The following is an 18,065-nucleotide window of genomic DNA, read 5'->3' on the forward strand; positions in this document are numbered from 1 at the left end:
GCAAAAACACCTCCAAGGTTGTCTCCATATCTTACGACATGGTTGCATTCTCTTGAAGGTGTTTTAATTTGTCTCACGCTATGGGGTCAGTCCCATCCGCTCAAGGTGCTTTTTGTTTAGGAGAAGAATATGTATCTAAACGCAAGAAAAACTTCCTTGTCCCGGATAGCCCACAAACGGTGCCTGGAGATTAAGAAGTTTTTCTTCATATAACACGAGATGATTATACGCGAGTCACTTTACCGGATTTCAAAGCACGAGTGCTGACGTATACACGTTTTGGCTTGCCATCCACCAAAATGCGAACCTTTTGAACGTTGACACCCCAAGAACGCTTGTTGTGATTGTTAGCGTGAGAAACGTGGTTACCACTGCTTGGTTTCTTGCCAGTTACATAACATTTGCGAGCCATTCATTACACCTCCTTGTACCTAACCCTGCATGAAACAATACTTAAATATAATATCACAGTAAAAATTGCTCCGTCAACTATCCTAAAAACATTTATTTCTCTTTCTTCTTATAGTACAATGTTGATTAGTCCATAATATTTCCGAAGAAATATATTGTGGGCTAGTCGGCATGGCTCTCAAGATGCTTGGAACGCCGGCAGACGTAGAGGACGAGAGGGTAGCCCATCAAGATGTTATGATCGATTTAATCATGGCAAGTCTATTATTTACCGTTTGGGCATTTCGTCAGCTATAAGCTATGAAATAGATAATGAAATTTACGAAAAGAAGTGTTATGGGTATCAAGCCAGGAAGGGGAATTCTCATTGAGTAAGCGTTCTTTGAATGGAACAGAATTTACCGCGATGGTCCTAGCCGGAGCGGAGCAGCTGCAGCAGCATGCAGAACACGTCAATTCCCTGAATGTTTTCCCGGTGCCGGATGGCGACACGGGGACAAACATGAATTTGACGATGACTGCAGGCGTTGCAGAACTGAAGAGTAAGCATTCGGAATCCGTCGGACATAGTGCCGGTGTGCTGTCCAAGGGGCTTCTAATGGGAGCCAGAGGGAACTCAGGGGTTATTTTATCCCAGTTGTTCCGCGGTTTCAGCCGGTATGCAGCACCATATACAGAACTTAATACCCATCAATTTGCTGCTGCGCTCCAGACAGGCGTGGAAGCTGCTTACAAAGCGGTTGTAAAGCCCGTAGAAGGCACCATCCTTACGGTAGCAAAGGAAGCGGCTAAACATGCAGTTTATTTCTCCCGCCGCAGCAACGATGTTGTTGAGCTGATGGAGCAGGTGCTGGCGAAAGCGAAGGAAACGCTCTCCCAGACACCGGATATGCTCCCTGTTCTGAAACAGGTTGGTGTCGTGGATTCGGGCGGTCAAGGCCTGGTATACATTTACGAAGGTTTCTTGCAGGCACTCAGACAAGACGTCCCCTCCGGATCATATGCTGTGTCGGAAGGACAAGCCGAACAGAGCAATACAGCACCGGTCTCCCATGCGGTCCCTGACTTCTCTGCGGTTCAAGCTCCGGCTTCAGCCCAGTCCAGACTGTCCACAGAGGACATTGAATTTTTATATGATATGGAATTCTTTATTAACAGACAGCTTGGAGAGGGAGCAGGAGCGGAATTCGATGAAGATTATTTCCGGAAAGCGCTTGCAGTGAACGGAGATTCCATCATTGTCATTTCCGATGACGAAACGATCAAAGTGCATGTGCATTCCAAAGCTCCGGGCGAAGTGTTGAATTTGGCGCTTCAGTATGGAGAAATCACTCAGATTCACATTTTGAATATGCGTGAGCAGCATCGTGATCTTCTGACAACAGGGATGGATATTGCACCGATGCCAGAGCTGTTTGCGGATATCCCGGCAGAGCATGTAACGCCGGAAGCGCCGGCTGTTCCTCCTGCGGACGAAATGGCACCTTATGGTTTCATTGCGGTATCGTCAGGGGAAGGCATTTCCGATATTTTCAAAAGCTTGGGCGTTGACGTCGTTCTCTCCGGCGGACAGACAATGAACCCGAGCACGGAGGATTTTGTCAATGCGATTTCTTCGATCTCGGCTCAGCAAGTGTTCATTCTTCCGAATAACTCAAACATCGTGCTGGCTGCCCAGCAGGCTCGGGAGCTTCTTGAAGGCGAGCGCAGCGTGACGGTTATTCCGAGCAAGACGATTCCGCAGGGGATGGCGGCAGCTTTCGCATTCCAGGAGGACGAAAGTGCGGACATGAATACGGACAGCATGCTGGACGCCATCACCCGCGTTCAATCCGGTCAAGTGACCTATGCGGTTCGGGATACCACGATTGATGATCTGGAGATCAAGGCAGGCCAGTTTATCGGAATTCGCAATTCCAACATTGTTGCAGCCAATGCGGATCTGATTACAACCTCGCAGGATTTACTTGGCAAAATGCTGGAATCCGGCGACGAGATTGTCACGCTTCTTACCGGAGCGGATGCAACCGAGGAATCGACCAACGCCCTGACCGACTGGCTAGGGGAGCACTATCCGAACGCAGAAGTTGAAGTACACTATGGCGGACAGCCGATTTATTCTTATCTGTTCTCTGTGGAGTCCTGATTCAAGAAATAGGGAAGTATGTGTACGTGTATAGAGGATTCAACATTATGCAGGGTATATTTTTAGGAGGGGTTCCGGTGAATAAGACCGTTATTGTGACAGACAGCACAGCGGATATTCCGGCAGACCTGGCGAAGCAACACAACATTCATATCGTGCCGCTGAGACTTATGTTTGGGGAAGATACGTATTTGGACGGAGTCGAAATTACGCCAGGCGAGTTCTACACCAAGCTGGTACAATCGCCACAGCTTCCAACGACCTCCCAGCCATCTCCCGCAGATTTTGTAGCCGTGTATGAGTCCATCCTGGAACAGCATCCAGGCTGCTCCATCGTGTCGATTCACATCTCATCGGGCTTAAGCGGGACGTATCAGTCCGCATTGCTTGCAACTTCTCTTATGGAAGGTGAAGCGGATATTACCGTGTGGGATTCCAAATCAGCTTCCTACGGTTTCGGATTATTTGTTGTTCATGCAGCCAAGCTCGCTCAAGAGGGAGCTGCTGCTTCAGATATTATTTTGTCCATGGAAGATCTTCGTTCCAAGCGCCGTCTCTACTTCTTGGTAGACACGCTGGAATATTTGCAGAAGGGTGGGCGGATCGGTAAAGCTTCGGCAGTGCTGGGCACATTGCTCAACATTAAACCTATCCTGTCCATTGATGGTGAAGGAATCATTTTCCCGGTAGACAAGGTGCGCGGACGCAAGAAAGCAACCGCCAAAATCATTGAGCTGTTTCAACAGGATTTATCCGGCGTAAAAAATATTAAAGTGGCTGTGGGTCATACAGCTGACCCTGCTCAGGTTGAGGATTTTCTGCAGCAGCTGTCCGCTGTGTTTACGATTGAGGAAACGGTGTTCTCCGAGATCGGTCCGGTTATCGGTACGCATGTTGGACCGGGAACCATTGCAGCATATATATGGCCTGCTTAAGTGAGGTAGATGATATGAGTCTCAAACTCGATCAAATATCCGTCAGACAGATCAACGGCGTGAGCGCCCTGAAAGAAGGGGAGCTTCACGCCTTTGGCGTCTCTACGGTTAAGGATTTATTGGAATATTACCCCTTCCGGTATGAGGATTACCGGCTCCGGTCCTTAAGTGAAGTGAAAGACGGAGACAGAATCACCATTCAAGCGAAGATCGCCAGTGTGCCTGTATTGCAGCGCTATGGTGGGAAATCCCGTCTAACCTGCAAAATGCTCGCAGAGAATTGGATGTTCACTGCGACTTGGTTCAACCGGCATTTTCTCAAGGATCAGCTGACGGCTGGCCGGGAGATCGTGCTGACGGGCAAGTGGGATCAACGGAGAATGCAGCTTACGGTATCCGAATCGGAGTTCCCGGATAAAGGGGCCTTCCGCAGCGGGACGCTGCAGCCGGTCTACTCCATCGGTGGGAAGATTACGCAATCCTGGATCCGAAAAACGATGGGACAGGCTTTGGAGCAGTACGGGGAGATGATTCCCGAGATTCTGCCGCAATTTTTGCTTCGAAAGTATGATCTGATGCCCCGTAAAGGGGCTATCTTGACGATTCATCAGCCTGTGGATTCCAGGGAAGGTCAGGAAGGGCGACGCCGGATGGTGTATGAAGAGCTCTTTCTGTTCCAGCTGAAGATGCAGGCGTTCCGGGCACTGAACCGGGGACGGATGGACGGTGTTGTACATACGGCTGACAATGCAACCATTCGGGAGTTTGTGCGCAGCTTCCCGTTTGAGCTTACCGATGCGCAGAAGAAGGTGGAGCTGGAGATTTTGCACGATATGCGCTCCCCCTACTGCATGAATCGTTTGCTTCAAGGGGATGTGGGCTCGGGAAAAACGATTGTTGCTGCCATTGCCCTGTTTACAACCGTGCGTTCGGGCTTTCAAGGTGCCTTGATGGTGCCGACGGAAATTCTTGCGGAACAGCATATGCGTTCCTTGCAGAAGCTGTTTGAACCCTTTGGAATTACCGTGGGTCTGCTGACAGGCAGCGTTACGGGGAAGAAGCGCAAGGACTTGCTGGCTTCCCTGCAGATGGGGCTGACAGACGTTGTGGTGGGCACACATGCCCTTATTCAGGATGATGTGTACTTCCGTGAGCTTGGGCTCGTTGTGACGGACGAACAGCACCGCTTCGGCGTGAATCAGCGGAGCGTGCTCCGGCGTAAAGGTTATAACCCGGATGTGCTGACGATGACGGCAACTCCGATTCCGCGGACGCTGGCGATTACCGCTTTTGGGGATATGGATGTATCCACCCTGTCGGAGCGGCCGAAAGGGCGTATTCCGATCACAACTTATTGGGTCAAACACGAGCTCATGGAGCGTGTGCTCGGATTTATTTCCCGGGAAGTAGACCAGGGACGGCAGGCATACCTGATCGCTCCATTGATTGAGGAGTCGGACAAGCTGGATGTCCAGAACGCGATTGACCTGCATGTTCAGATGCAGCAGGCCTTTCCCAAGTATGCTGTCGGACTCCTGCACGGCCGCATGACGCCTGCCGAGAAGGATGAAGTCATGCGCCAGTTCTACAGCAATGAAGTGCAGCTGCTCATCTCTACAACGGTAGTTGAGGTTGGGGTGGATGTGCCGAATGCAACGCTGATGATTATTATGGATGCGGACCGCTTCGGCCTGTCGCAGTTGCACCAGCTGCGCGGGCGTGTAGGCCGGGGACAGCATGCTTCCTATTGCGTCCTTGTGGCCGATCCGAAGTCGGAGGTTGGACAGGAGCGCATGCAGGTGATGACCGAAACCGAGGACGGCTTTGAGGTATCCCGGCGGGATTTGGAGCTGCGCGGCCCTGGCGACTTTTTCGGTACGAAGCAGAGCGGGCTGCCGGAATTCCGGCTGGCCGACATGGTGGCCGACTTCAAAGTAGTGGAAGAAGCCAGAGGTGATGCCGCTGCTCTGGTCAGTGACACTGCCTTCTGGACGTCACCCGAGTATGAGCCTTTGCGTGAATTTTTGCAGCAGGAGAAGATTTTTCAGGGCGATATCATGGATTAGCGGCGTGTAATCTGTTGGCACAATGGACAGACCTTCGTCATATAATCAAAAAAGGTGACAGCATTTATGACTGGAGGTGCTTCAACATTGGGTTATCAGCAGTACGGGATTAGTCCGCAGCTGGTGGAGCGGATTAAACTTAAAATGAAAAACCCGGCAATCAAGGAGAAAATCAAGGGACTCACCCAAGGATTGACCAAAGCCGATCTTCAAAACAGTACCAAGGTGCATCAATTGGTCCGAACCGCCAGCGGCATACTGAATGAGAAGCTGAGTTCAACGCAGGAGCAGCAAATGGTGCAATTCGTGCTTGCACAGCGTATTGACCCGAACAATACATTCCATCTGATCAAGCTGTGGGGAATGTTTCGTTAAACCATTGGATGACATCAAGGTTTTACAAGCATAGAAGAAGCCCCTCTCTGGAGTACTCTTCTCCTTATGAGCAGGGGCTTAAATGTTGTTGAAACAGGAATGATAATTCTGCAAGCAATTCTGAATGACGACTGGGTTGTATGGATCCAGGCACAGGCGATTGAATCATTGCCCAGGCAATGTCGCGAGGAGACAGGAGGATAGGCAAAGGTTTTTTGCGTTCAGGCTGACTTAGCTGCGAGTAATGGAGCGGATACAGTCCTCCGTATCATTTTTGACGGAATTGACCGTTGTGCTAACTGGTACGGCTTGCATATCCTGAGCGGGATAAGGCTTCAGAAGCTCTTTGAGAGATTGCAGGTTGGAGGGGTTACGCTCACTTGCAGCTGTCGTCCGTTCCAGCCATAATGCCTCGTCCTCGGGTCTGAGAATAACCGGCATCCGGTTATGGATGGGCTCCATGAGTGTGTTGGGCTCGGTGGTGATGACGGTGCAGGTGCTCAGTTTTTCTCCGCTGGGGGTGATCCAGATGTCATACAGACCTGCCATGCTGAATAAATCACCGCTTCTCAAGCCGATGCGAAAGGGCTGTTTGCCATTCTCGTTTTTTTGCCATTCGTAAAAACCGTCTGCGGGAATTAGGCATCTTTTCCGATAAAAGGGCATCCTATAAGCAGGCTTCTCCTCCAGTGTTTCGCTGCGTGCGTTGATCATTTTGGCGCCTGTGGAGGAATCCTTGGCCCAGGACGGGACAAGCCCCCATTGCAGTTGTCCGATTCGGTTGGTGCTGCCGTCATTGATGATGGCCGTTACCATTTGGGTTGGAGCAATGTTGTATCGGGGAATGTGAAAGGGAGATACCGACTCGGGATCGATAAGATACCTGGTCATAAGCTCTTCCCACGTCACGGTGAGTGTAAAGCGTCCGCACATAGTCTATGGCCTCCTGTAATCGATGTGGCTTACGCCTACCTGAAAATAGCGTACCAATCGAGGATATAGAGTAAACACCTATTGTGTTTTGAGTATAACAAACATCATGCAACTTACCAAAAGGTCCAGACTCTTTGGCTGGTCCATGCATCATGAATGGAGGATATTTTGTGTTTGATTTAAAAGCTAACGGTACCTCGGTTAAGACAGAAGTTGTTGCCGGGACCACGACATTTTTCACGATGGCTTATGTGACCGTTGTGAATCCGCTGATATTATCGCAGGCGGGCGTGCCATTTGAACAAAGCTTCACGGCCACGATTATAGCCGCTGTCATCGGTACACTGCTGATGGGGCTCGTAGCCCGTTACCCGATCGCTGTAGCGCCAGGGATGGGATTAAATGCCTATTTCACCTACTCTGTCGTTCAAGGACATGCCGGACTTGGGTATATTGAAGCTTTCTCCGCCGTTTTCATCGCGGGTATTCTGTTTCTGCTGTTGTCGATGACCTCACTTCGGCGCAGGCTGATCGAGATGATCCCTGCGAATCTCAAGCATGCAATCACGGTCGGAATCGGCCTGTTCATTGCTTTTATCGGTCTCAGGATGAGCGGCATTATTACGGCGCATCCGGATAATCTGGTAGCCCTTGGCGATTTGCATCAGCCCTCGGTGGTGCTCGCTTTGGTCGGGCTGGCGATTACACTTGTATTGCTGTCCCGGGATGTGAAGGGTGCCCTCTTTATCGGTATGATCATTACCGGAATTATTGCTTATTTTGTCGGTATGCTGTCCTTTACGAGTGGCATTATGTCTGTTCCTACACTGCCGGAGGGCATTCTGGTATGGAATCCGATTACGGCAGCCTCGGATGTGATCAGACACGGGCTTTACGCCGTTGTGTTCTCGTTCCTGCTTGTGACATTGTTCGATACCACTGGTACGGTTGTCGGTGTTGCAGAGCAGGCGGGGCTGATGAAGGATAACAAGCTGCCCCGAGCCGAGCGTGCCATGTTCTCTGATTCGGTGGCAACGGTAGCGGGATCCATGGTTGGCACAAGCCCGACAACCGCGTACATTGAATCCGCTGCAGGGGTCGGCGCAGGCGGGCGTACAGGCCTGACAGCGGTTGTGGTTGCCGGATTGTTTGTGGTTGCGGCCTTCTTCAGTCCGCTGATCGGAGCGGTGGCCGGACTATCTGCCATTACGGCGCCTTCACTCATCGTCGTAGGGTGCCTGATGATGAGCAATGTCCAGCACATCCGGTGGAATGATTTTGACGAAGCGTTCCCTGCGTTTCTGGTCATCTTGACCATGCCGCTTACATCCAGCATCGCGACCGGAATTGCGCTCGGTTTTATTTCCTACCCGCTCATGAAAATCGTGAAGGGCAAGTGGAAGGCAGTTCATCCGCTGATGTATATTTTTGCCGTGCTGTTTGTGCTGCAGCTTGTATTTGTCCCGCATTGATTGGAAAGTCAGGGCAGGAAGGATGAAGCAAGAGGGTAGAATCAGCAGTAAGCATGGAGCAGAAGCAAGAAACAAGAAACAAGACGTAAGAAGCAAGAAGCAAGAAGCATGAACACATAAAGCCGTGATATAAGAGATAAGAAGCAAAAAAAGCAAGAGGCAATATGCCAGAGGTAAGAAGCAATAGGTAAGAAATATGAAATCCCCTGAAGGTCAAGCCAGACCGCGCAGGGGATATTTGTCATGTTGAAGGCAGGATGGGGAACGCGTAAAAGTTATTTTACCCGATCCGGCAAAATAAGGGGCAGGTCATCCTCGGCATCCAAACTCCACCGGAGTTTATTCAGCGGGTTCGGCTCCAAACGTCCGCATATTTCGTGACAAGCCCGTGCTCGTCGACCTCCAGATCCGCTTGATAGGCCCCGTTGTTGCTCTCATAACGGTAGGAGCGTTCACCCGTACGCGTATATCGTTGAGGAAGAGGGCTGACGGTCAGACTTGGGAACTGAATCCAGACAGCGATCATGGACGCACTCTCCCCCGGTTTCAGCTGCAGACGCCGGATCGGGAGCGTGTTGGTGGACGGGGTGATCCCGAGATCAATGTCATTCATTCCCGCAAATGACGTTAATTCTGTGCCGCTGCTCCACCAGCGGTTGTCCTCATCCTGTTTCAGGTGAAGGGACTGTTCCTTGGTGCCATTAGAGAGGTGAATCCGAACCTCACGGGTCTTCCAGCCGCTTGTTGTTTCGACTTCATAGGAGCAGTGGAGGGGCTGGGTATCCAGACTGGCTACAACCGTTCCGGTGAGCGTGAATCCCTCTTGATGCTGGTAGAGACGGCTGTGCTCCAGAGAGGGCAGGTCATGCCTGTTCCATAGCAGCGATTGCAGAAGCTGACGGGTTTCCCCGCTATCGTGTCCGGTTTGATGGGCATAGTTAACAGCGTTTGGGTTAAGATTCATAGTATTATACCTCGCTTCTAGGTTGGTGTAGATCTTCTAGTCTCGCTCCGCACCCGCATCTGAATATGAAGCTCTCCCACGGTTTAAAGCGACAGAGGGGAACCGATCGGATTGGCTTCACGTTGTGCCTCGCTAGACTCCTTTTTATTATATACCGAACGTATGTTCTTTTGGCAACTGATCAATATGCAATAGATGCATTTTTTGTTTATATAAAGAAAACAGTAGCCAGATGATGTATTGAAAGTGCGGTGGGGGACCGAAGAATATACGGGCGACGGAAGGAGCCGGAAGCTTTCTGGCTTTTTTTCATAGACAGGTTGAAATGTTAAATAAGGAAGCAAATTCAGATGGGAAGTACTGACCAAGTCAGCATGCCCTATATTTACGGGCTGATATCCTTCTGTCGAGGCACTTGGTTCTTGTACGTTAAGGGCGTCATGTTCATGGCATCTCGAAACTTGTCTATAAAATAGCTTGTGCTGTTAAAACCGACCCGATAACCGACATCTGTCACGCTCGATTCAGGATCGTGAAGCAGCACGAGACTTTGTTTGATCCGATAATCGATCACATACTGCATTGGCGATGTGTTGAGGATTTGCTTGAAATAACGGCACGTTTCGGAGCGGCTCAAGTTCCCCGCTTTTGCGATATCCTCCAATTTGATTTTCTCCGCATAATGCATATGGAGCCAGTTCAGCATTTCCTTCATGCGCTGATTCTTTCTTGTTTCGGCCTGATTGTACTCCAGTACCATTCCATTCTGCATGAAGTTTCTCCATATGGAAGCCAGATGTTCAACGATATGGATTTCATAATACGGCGATTGTAACTTGATACATGTGTTGATCGCCTCAATCGAACTTAAAATACGGAGAGCCCATGGTTCGGAGGGGGCAAGGAACAGAAAAGGCAGATTGGTTGCATGGATATATGGATATACATAGGTCGTATATAATTCTTGGGGCAGGACAAACGAAGGCGACACATTCAAACAAATGTAAACAGAGCCTGAATGATGCTCATCCTCGGCCATATGCAAGCTCCCGCTGTTGATAAATATGCCTTCGCCTTGTTTGACCACCTGCTGGACTTCGTTGATCCGAAAGACCGCTGTTCCTTGAACAACATAAACAAACTGTAACTCGGTATGCCAATGAAGAGGTATGTGACCGTGTATGTTTTGCTTAATGACCGTTTCATAGCAGGCAAGAGGAAGTACAACGGTACGATGGTCCGTAAGCTCTCTTAAGCTGCCCGCATCGATTTTGATCTCTTTGTGCTGCAAGAAGACACCTCAACATACTTATATTTTTAGATCCTATTTTTATATCCCATCTGTTGATCAGCCTTTACAATATCAATATTATGATATTTTGAATGGGGACATCAACATGGGAACACCTGCACGGAGAACCGGATTAGGTCTTGTCATCATCGGCGCATTATGTTGGGGAATGGGAGGAACCGTAGCGCAAAAGCTCATGCAGCAGTACGCTATAGATCTAAATTGGCTGGTGACAACGCGTGTATGCTTAGCCGGGATTTTGCTGTTGAGCATACAGTTTTTCGTCAAGGACCGATCCCAGATATGGAAGATTTGGAAGAATGGCAAAACAGCGATGCAATTGATGGTTTTCGGATTACTTGGCATGCTAACGGTTCAGTATACCTATCTAGCATCGATAAAGTATGGGAATTCTGCGGTTGCGACGCTATTGCAGTATTTAGCACCTGTCATGATCATCGTATACCTTGCTATAAAGGAACGGAAGCTGCTGAGCAGGCAAGATATGATTACGGCTTTGCTAGCTTTATTAGGTTGTTTCTTGTTGTTGTCCAATGGCTCCGTCACGCAGCTTTCCGTGCCGACACCTGCGATCGTGTGGGGGGTTCTATCCGGAATTGCGCTGGCCTTTTACACGATATATGCAGTTCCTCTACTTGAACAATACGATTCCCTTGTTATTGTTGGATGGGCTATGTTGATTGGAGGAAGTGCTCTTGCTTGGTTTCATCCGCCATGGAAAATAAATCTGGTCGGCTTGCAATCAGAGGCCTATTTATATCTAGTCTTCGTGATCGTTTTTGGCACGATGATTGCATTTTGGTTCTACATCGAAAGTCTGCAGAGCCTTTCGCCCAAAGAAACAAGTTTGCTTGGAACGCTCGAGCCCTTGGCGGCTGTGCTAACCACCGTTTTTTGGTTGAAAGAGCCTTTTGGCGTTTTTCAATGGGCGGGAACGGCCTGCATTATCGGAATGATTTTGTTGCTGGCACTGTATCAAAGAACGAATGATGGATAACGTAACAACGATTCAGACCTAGAGCGCCCCAGGGCGTTCTTTTTTTTGTCAACTACGTGAAGCGGATGGCAGAAAAATGCCCATAATGGATGGTCACGAATGGCCGACAACTCTTTATTCTGTGCAATGGGACAGGTCATAAAACGGATCTTGCTCCAGCTTAAATTCAGACACAAGAGGTGGATTATATTGTACGCAATAACATCACGGCACCGCATGCTGGCATGGTCATCTTTTATCGGCATGTTCTTCGTTTTGCTGGCAGGGGCGCTTGTAACCAAGACCGGTTCCGGTCGCGGCTGCGGCGATGATTGGCCGCTGTGCAACGGGAAATTCATCCCGGCATATACACTCGAATCCATGATTGAATATTCGCACCGGATGATAACCGGGGTGGTCGGCATCCTCGTTCTTGTCACGTATATCGTGATCCGGAAATATTACGGGGGCCATAAGGAAGCACGCTATTATGCCGGCGGCACCTTATTCTTCACCGTGATCCAGGCACTGATGGGGGCCGCGGCCGTCATGTGGCCACAGCAGCCAGCGGTCATGGCTCTTCATTTCGGAATCTCTTTATTTGCGGTGGCCAGCAGCATGCTGCTGGTGGTATGGATGTATGGCACAAACCCATACGATTACCGTTCCAATGCCAGGGTTCCGCGATCTATTCGTTATCTGGGCTGGGGGATCTGGCTGTATTGCTGCGGTGTGGTGTATCTTGGCGCCTATATCCGGCATACCGAGTCGGAGGCCGGTTGTATAGGCTGGCCACTGTGCAATGGCCAAGTTATCCCCTATCTGGGAGGCGCCTCGGGCATCGTCTTTCTTCATCGTGTTGCTGCTGCGATTCTACTGCTTTTGTTGATCATTCTGTTTCTAGCCGTAAGAAGATACGAGATCAGGGAGCGCTCAACAGGCCTGACAGCGCTGGCAGTTGGTCTCAATCTCGTGGTGCTCGCGCAGATTCTGAGCGGGGCGTGGCTGACACTTGCGATGAACAACAGCCATGTCTATATTTTTGCAAGCCTGATTCACAACGTGCTCGCCACCTTGCTTTTTAGTTTGCTTTCTGTTTTTGCGATCCGTACGTGGAAGAGACGATGAGTTGATGAGATTGAAATTCGGACTTGTATATGAAATTTGTTACAGAAAATTGAACTTGGCCTGTATTTTTAGTGAACGAACGGCTGGTGACACCGAATGTCTTCTCCACTAAAGTAAGTCACGACAAGTGAGCAGAGATTGGAGCTGAATGTAATGAAACGACCGAGAGCACTTCGATGGATGGGATTGGCTTTTTTACTGTCCATCATGCTGCTGGCGATGACCGGATGCAGCGAGAACATCATTGTTCTGAACCCGAAAGGGCCCATTGCGGAGCAGCAGCGCGATTTGATGATTATTTCGACCCTGCTGTGCTGCATCGTCATCGTTCCGGTATTGATTCTGACTGCCGTCATCATCTGGCGGTATCGGGATAAAAAAGGAAGAAAAGCAGCGTATACGCCGGAATGGGAGCATAGCACGAAGCTGGAGCTGATCTGGTGGGGAATTCCCGTGCTCATCATATTGATGCTGGCCATTATCACGGTAAAAGCAACGTATGACCTGGAGCCGTCGAAACCGATCGCCTCCAGCGAGAAACCGCTTACGGTGCAGGTAACGTCCCTGAACTGGAAATGGCTGTTTCAGTATCCCGAGCAGGGCATAGCGTCGGTGAATGAGTTGAAGATTCCGGAGGATGTGCCCATCCGCTTCGAAATTACGGCGGATTCGCCGATGAATTCGTTCTGGATACCGCAGTTGGGCGGTCAGATGTACGCCATGTCGGGCATGGCGATGACGCTGTATTTGCAGGCCGATGAGGTAGGGGAGTATTGGGGCTCCGGAGCTAACTTTACAGGCACGGATTTTGCCAAGATGTATTTTGATGTGGAGGCCACGTCCAAGGAGGAGTTTGACGCATGGGTGGAGGAGGTCAAGACCGATTCGCCCAAGCTGACTTTGGAAGGCTATAAACAGCTGAGAGAGCCGTCCACATCTGAGGTTCAATCGTATTCCGCATTTCCGGAAGGTCTGTTCGAGATGACGGTGACCAAATATGCCGCTTCTCACAACCATGGCTTGTCATGGAAAAACACGCAAAACTTCGAATTCGAGGACCAGGTGACTAGGTAAGGAGAGAGCTTCTAATGTGGGAAAAAATAAAAGAGTTTGCTTCCGAGTTTTTTGTAACGGGCGATCCGTTAATCTATGGGGCGGATGTCACCATCGTGCTAACCTTGATCGCCACTGTAAGCGGCTTGACGTACTTCAAGAAGTGGAAGTGGTTATGGCGGGAATGGCTGACAACCGTTGACCACAAAAAGATCGGCATTATGTACATATTGGCTGCCTTCCTGATGCTGTTTCGGGGCGGAGTGGATGCGCTTTTAATGAGGGCGCAGCTGGCCATGCCGGAGCTTAATTTTTTGCCGCCGGATCATTATAACCAGATTTTCACTACGCATGGAGTTATCATGATTCTGTTCATGGCCATGCCGTTCATGTTCGGTTTGTTCAACATCATGGTGCCGCTGCAGCTCGGCGCGAGAGACGTAGCCTACCCGTTCCTGAATTCGCTCAGCTTCTGGCTGTTCTTCTCAGGGGCGATGCTGTTTAACCTGTCGTTTGTCATCGGAGGCTCGCCGGATGCCGGCTGGCTTGCGTATCCGCCGTATTCGGGTACCATGTACAATCCGGGCGTGGGGCAGGACTTCTATGTATGGGGAATCCAAATCTCGGGGCTCGGCAGCTTGATGACCGGGATCAACTTCCTGGTGACGATTCTGAAAATGCGGGCACCGGGCATGAAACTTATGAAAATGCCGATGTTTTCCTGGTCGGTGCTATCCAGCTGCATCGCGATTATCTTCTCGTTTCCGATTCTGACCGCGACGCTTGCGCTGCTGTTTCTGGATCGTTATGCCGGGGCTCATTTTTTCACGCTTGACGGCGGCGGGAACCCGATGATGTATATCAACCTGATCTGGATGTGGGGACACCCTGAGGTGTATATCATCGTTCTGCCGGCATTCGGGATATTCTCAGAGATCGTATCCACGTTCTCGAAGAAAAAGCTGTTTGGCTACAAGTCCATGGTATGGGCCATGATGATCATCAGCGTCCTGTCCTTCCTTGTATGGGCCCACCACTTCTTTACGATGGGATCGGGCGCGGACGTCAATGCGTTCTTTGCCTTGACAACCATGCTGATTGCAATCCCTACCGGCGTGAAGGTGTTCAACTGGCTGTTTACCATGTTCCGGGGGAGAATCACATTCGAAACGCCAATGTTATGGACGATTGGATTCATTCCATGTTTTATTGTCGGCGGTTTGACCGGCGTTCTGTTATCCGTAGCTCCGGCGGATTTTCAGTTCCATAACAGTTACTTCCTGGTGGCACATTTCCATCAGGTGATCATCGGGGGCGTCGTATTCGGGTACTTTGCCGGATTGTATTATTGGTGGCCGAAAATGTTCGGTTTCACACTGAACGAACGCATCGGAAAATGGGCGTTCTGGTTCTGGAACATCGGGTTCTATTGCTGCTTTATGCCGCAGTATGTGCTCGGCCTGATGGGAATGACCCGCCGGGTGGTTACTTACAGCTGGGACAAAGGCTGGTGGGAGCTGAACCTGGTGTCCACGATCGGTGCCGTGCTGATGGCCATTGCTTTTCTGTTTCAGGTTTGGCAGATCGTGGATGGATTCAAGCACCAGGCCAAGAACCGGGACACCACGGGCGATCCGTGGAACGGCCGCACGCTGGAATGGTCCATTCCGTCGCCGGCACCGGTCTATAACTTTGCCGTTCTGCCGAATGCATCCCGTCAAGATGAATGGTGGGAGCAGAAACAATCCGTAGGGGCGCATCAAGCCATTAAGCAGAAGCTGGAGCCGATTCATATGCCTAAAAATTCCGGAGTCCCGATTGTCATGTCGGCTTTCTGGTTTATAGCAGGCTTTGGTTTCATATTCGATTGGACCGGATTCATATATACCGGATTGGCAGGCGTTGTTGGCTGTTTGCTGTACCATTCCTTTAACTATGATACGGATTATTATATTCCGGTTGATGAAATCGAGCGAACAGAAGCTGCCATAAGGAAGGTGAGTATCTAATGGCTGAGTCCCAAACATCAGAACAAATATTGCAAGCTCACGCGCATGATGAACATCATGGTCATCCGGATATGGAGGAAGTGCGAACGTTCGGTTTCTGGATTTATCTGATGACCGATGTCATTATATTCGGAACGCTTTTTGCCACCTATATCGTGCTGCAGCAAAATACGGACGGCGGTCCGGGACCTGCAGACCTGTTTCAAATGGGCGGAATTATAACAAGCACGTTTATCTTGCTTGCCAGCAGTTATACCTGCGGTCTTGCGCTGCTGTCCATGCACAAGCACAACGTTAAGGGTCTCATATCCTGGCTGGCGGTTACAGCTGGACTGGGCGCCATATTTATCGGGATGGAAATTGCCGAATTCAATCATCTGGTACACGAAGGCGCGACGATAGGAACCAGCGCATTTTTATCCGCCTTTTTCACCCTGGTGGGTACGCATGGACTGCACGTACTGTTTGGACTGGTCTGGATGATCGCCCTGATCATTCAGCTGGCCAAGCGGGGAATCACCCCGGTAACCAAACGGAAGGTGAATGTGATTAGTCTGTTCTGGCATTTCCTTGATGTGGTGTGGATCTTTGTATTTACGGTCGTGTACTTAATGGGGGTGAGTTAATATGGTTCCATCGAATTCGCATCAAACCCCGGAGGGTCACGGTTCTTTCAAATCGTATACCATCGGCTTCTTCTGCTCAATCATTCTGACCCTGATTCCCATCACCGTTGTGATGAATGATTGGCTGGAAGGAACCTGGAACTCGGTCGTGCTGATGACTGCCGCGGTGCTGCAGCTTATGGTTCAGCTCTTATTCTTCATGCATTTGCGTGAGGAGAACAAGCCGCGCTACAATCTGATATCGCTGGTGCTGGGTCTGGTTATCCTGCTGGTTATCGTAGCGGGGTCCATGTGGATCATGCTGTATAACATGGTAGCTGTATGAAGAATGCCACCTTACTGGGGGATTGGATGCAGCTTATAAAGCCGCGCATTATTCAGCTTAATCTGGTTGCTGCATTTGGAGGCTACTGGCTAGCCTCCAAATGGGTGGTGGACTTTGGCCTGTTGTGCTGGATGCTGCTTGGAACAACACTTACGATGGCATCTTCTTGCATCTTTAATAACGTTTGGGATTACAAGCTGGATCGCAAAATGGCCCGAACCTGCAATAGGCCGCTAGCGACGGGACGAATAAAGTTAACCCATGCTGTTTGGTGTGCTGTGGCTCTTGGTATCTCAGGAGAAATCATTTTGTTCCTGAACGTGAACAAGGTTGCCGGGTGGCTTGGATTGCTGGGGATGTTCTTTTACATTGTCATCTATACGATGTGGCTGAAACGAAATTCAACCTGGAGCACCGCTGTAGGCGGGGTATCGGGAGCGGTTCCGCCGGTTATCGGATACTGTGCCGGCACGGGAACCGTGGATACCGGAGCTGTTCTGTTATTCTGCTTGCTGTTCTTGTGGCAGCCCGCGCATTTCTGGTCGCTGGCCATCCGGCGGGTGGAGGAGTACAGAGCGGCAGGGTTTCCATTGCTGCCTGTCCGTAAGGGAGTTAGGCGTACCAAAGTGCAGATGATTCCCTATGTAACGCTGCTGCTCCCAACCGTCATTTTGCTGTACGTTTACGGCTTCTCCGGTCCCGTATTTCTGACGGTGTCTGTGATTGGTGGTGTGATATGGCTCTTGCATACGCTGCATGGAATAACCGTTTCGGAGGATGAACGCTGGGCTAAAACCAATTTCATGATTTCCGTAAATTATTTGATGATCGTGTTCATTGTTATGATTCTGGATACGCCTGCGCTTTAATGATAGGCATGCATAATGGGGTGAAATGATGAAGAAATCGGATTTGATTGTTCTTATATTGTGCGTGCTGCTATTAGTATCGTGTTCTTCGGCTCCTGCGTCCGATGCAGAGGTTGAAGAATTGATCCGGGTCGATCTGATTCTGCCGACGGGTCCGGTAAAGACCTCGGAGACCGTCCCTTTTGAAGCGCGAGTGACACAAGGCGAGTCGCTTGTTGAAGATGCCCAAGAGGTGGAATTCGAGTTCCGACTGGCCGATCAGGATGAGTTCCAACGGATAGAAGCTAAACATGAAGAAGACGGAAGGTACCGAATAGAGAAGGCTTTTGAGGTCGAAGGGACCTATGAAGTGACTGCGCATGTGACCGCAAGAGGCATGCATGTGATGCCAAAAAAAGAGATTGCTGTAGGAGATCATGTGGAGAAGTGAACTGAGGTAGCAGTGATCGGGTAAGAAGGGGTGGC

Annotated in this window: 17 protein-coding genes; 13 read left to right on the forward strand and 4 right to left on the reverse strand. The window is 50.0% G+C overall.

Annotation, left to right across the window (positions count from 1 at the left end):
- Positions 1-223 precede the first annotated feature (223 nt).
- Entirely contained in the window at positions 224-412 is a 189-nt protein-coding gene (gene rpmB / locus M2277_RS11135; RefSeq protein WP_006209230.1) for a 50S ribosomal protein L28, read from the reverse strand.
- A gap of 366 nt (positions 413-778) precedes the next feature.
- Here rpmB and M2277_RS11140 point away from each other — a divergent pair, with 366 nt between their 5' ends.
- From M2277_RS11140 to M2277_RS11155, 4 genes are all read left to right on the forward strand, one after another.
- Positions 779-2,557 (forward strand): DAK2 domain-containing protein, encoded by a 1,779-nt coding sequence (locus M2277_RS11140; RefSeq protein WP_280754774.1) that lies wholly within the window; start codon positions 779-781, stop codon positions 2,555-2,557.
- A gap of 77 nt (positions 2,558-2,634) precedes the next feature.
- Complete coding sequence (locus tag M2277_RS11145) at positions 2,635-3,492, forward strand: DegV family protein (RefSeq protein ID WP_006209232.1); 858 nt, start codon at positions 2,635-2,637, stop codon at positions 3,490-3,492.
- Positions 3,493-3,506: 14 nt separating this feature from the next.
- On the forward strand, positions 3,507-5,558 hold the full coding sequence (gene recG, locus M2277_RS11150) for an ATP-dependent DNA helicase RecG (protein WP_036636596.1): 2,052 nt from the start codon (positions 3,507-3,509) through the stop codon (positions 5,556-5,558).
- Between the two features lie 87 nt (positions 5,559-5,645).
- Positions 5,646-5,933, forward strand: a complete 288-nt coding sequence (locus M2277_RS11155; RefSeq protein WP_006209234.1) for a stage VI sporulation protein F — start codon at positions 5,646-5,648, stop codon at positions 5,931-5,933.
- A 231-nt stretch (positions 5,934-6,164) separates the two neighbouring features.
- On the opposite strand, the gene M2277_RS11160 is transcribed toward M2277_RS11155, so the two are convergent.
- A complete protein-coding gene (locus M2277_RS11160; protein ID WP_006209236.1) occupies positions 6,165-6,866 on the reverse strand; it encodes an SOS response-associated peptidase in 702 nt (233 codons plus the stop codon).
- Positions 6,867-7,036: 170 nt separating this feature from the next.
- Between M2277_RS11160 and M2277_RS11165 the strand changes: the two genes are divergently transcribed.
- A complete protein-coding gene (locus M2277_RS11165; RefSeq protein WP_280754775.1) occupies positions 7,037-8,338 on the forward strand; it encodes an NCS2 family permease in 1,302 nt (433 codons plus the stop codon).
- 343 nt (positions 8,339-8,681) lie between these two features.
- Here the strand turns inward: M2277_RS11165 and M2277_RS11170 are convergent, their stop codons facing one another.
- Positions 8,682-9,302, reverse strand: coding sequence for a putative glycolipid-binding domain-containing protein (locus M2277_RS11170; RefSeq protein ID WP_148247721.1), 621 nt, complete (start codon positions 9,300-9,302; stop codon positions 8,682-8,684).
- Between the two features lie 385 nt (positions 9,303-9,687).
- Entirely contained in the window at positions 9,688-10,593 is a 906-nt protein-coding gene (locus M2277_RS11175; RefSeq protein ID WP_076152057.1) for an AraC family transcriptional regulator, read from the reverse strand.
- Between the two features lie 106 nt (positions 10,594-10,699).
- Between M2277_RS11175 and M2277_RS11180 the strand changes: the two genes are divergently transcribed.
- The 8 genes from M2277_RS11180 (at position 10,700) to M2277_RS11215 (ending at position 18,030) form a co-directional block, all read left to right on the forward strand.
- On the forward strand, positions 10,700-11,611 hold the full coding sequence (locus M2277_RS11180) for a DMT family transporter (RefSeq protein WP_280754776.1): 912 nt from the start codon (positions 10,700-10,702) through the stop codon (positions 11,609-11,611).
- A gap of 189 nt (positions 11,612-11,800) precedes the next feature.
- The gene (locus tag M2277_RS11185; RefSeq protein ID WP_148247720.1) at positions 11,801-12,718 is read left to right on the forward strand and encodes a COX15/CtaA family protein; all 918 of its coding nucleotides are present in this window, start codon (positions 11,801-11,803) and stop codon (positions 12,716-12,718) included.
- A 153-nt stretch (positions 12,719-12,871) separates the two neighbouring features.
- The gene (gene cyoA, locus M2277_RS11190) at positions 12,872-13,792 is read left to right on the forward strand and encodes a ubiquinol oxidase subunit II (protein ID WP_148247719.1); all 921 of its coding nucleotides are present in this window, start codon (positions 12,872-12,874) and stop codon (positions 13,790-13,792) included.
- Between the two features lie 14 nt (positions 13,793-13,806).
- Positions 13,807-15,780 (forward strand): cbb3-type cytochrome c oxidase subunit I, encoded by a 1,974-nt coding sequence (locus M2277_RS11195; RefSeq protein WP_148247718.1) that lies wholly within the window; start codon positions 13,807-13,809, stop codon positions 15,778-15,780.
- Positions 15,780-16,406, forward strand: coding sequence for a cytochrome o ubiquinol oxidase subunit III (gene cyoC / locus M2277_RS11200; RefSeq protein ID WP_006209246.1), 627 nt, complete (start codon positions 15,780-15,782; stop codon positions 16,404-16,406). Before M2277_RS11195 ends, cyoC begins: the two co-directional genes overlap by 1 nt.
- A 1-nt stretch (position 16,407) precedes the next feature.
- The gene (cyoD, locus tag M2277_RS11205) at positions 16,408-16,731 is read left to right on the forward strand and encodes a cytochrome o ubiquinol oxidase subunit IV (protein ID WP_006209247.1); all 324 of its coding nucleotides are present in this window, start codon (positions 16,408-16,410) and stop codon (positions 16,729-16,731) included.
- Positions 16,728-17,600: a heme o synthase gene (cyoE, locus tag M2277_RS11210; RefSeq protein ID WP_148247717.1), complete on the forward strand. Its 873-nt coding sequence runs from the start codon at positions 16,728-16,730 to the stop codon at positions 17,598-17,600. Before cyoD ends, cyoE begins: the two co-directional genes overlap by 4 nt.
- Before the next feature lie 25 nt (positions 17,601-17,625).
- Positions 17,626-18,030 (forward strand): FixH family protein, encoded by a 405-nt coding sequence (locus M2277_RS11215; RefSeq protein ID WP_148247716.1) that lies wholly within the window; start codon positions 17,626-17,628, stop codon positions 18,028-18,030.
- The last annotated feature ends 35 nt before the right edge of the window (positions 18,031-18,065 follow it).

Origin of the sequence: Paenibacillus sp. LBL (assembly GCF_029893715.1) — a bacterium.
GTDB lineage: Bacteria > Bacillota > Bacilli > Paenibacillales > Paenibacillaceae > Paenibacillus_AQ > Paenibacillus_AQ glucanolyticus.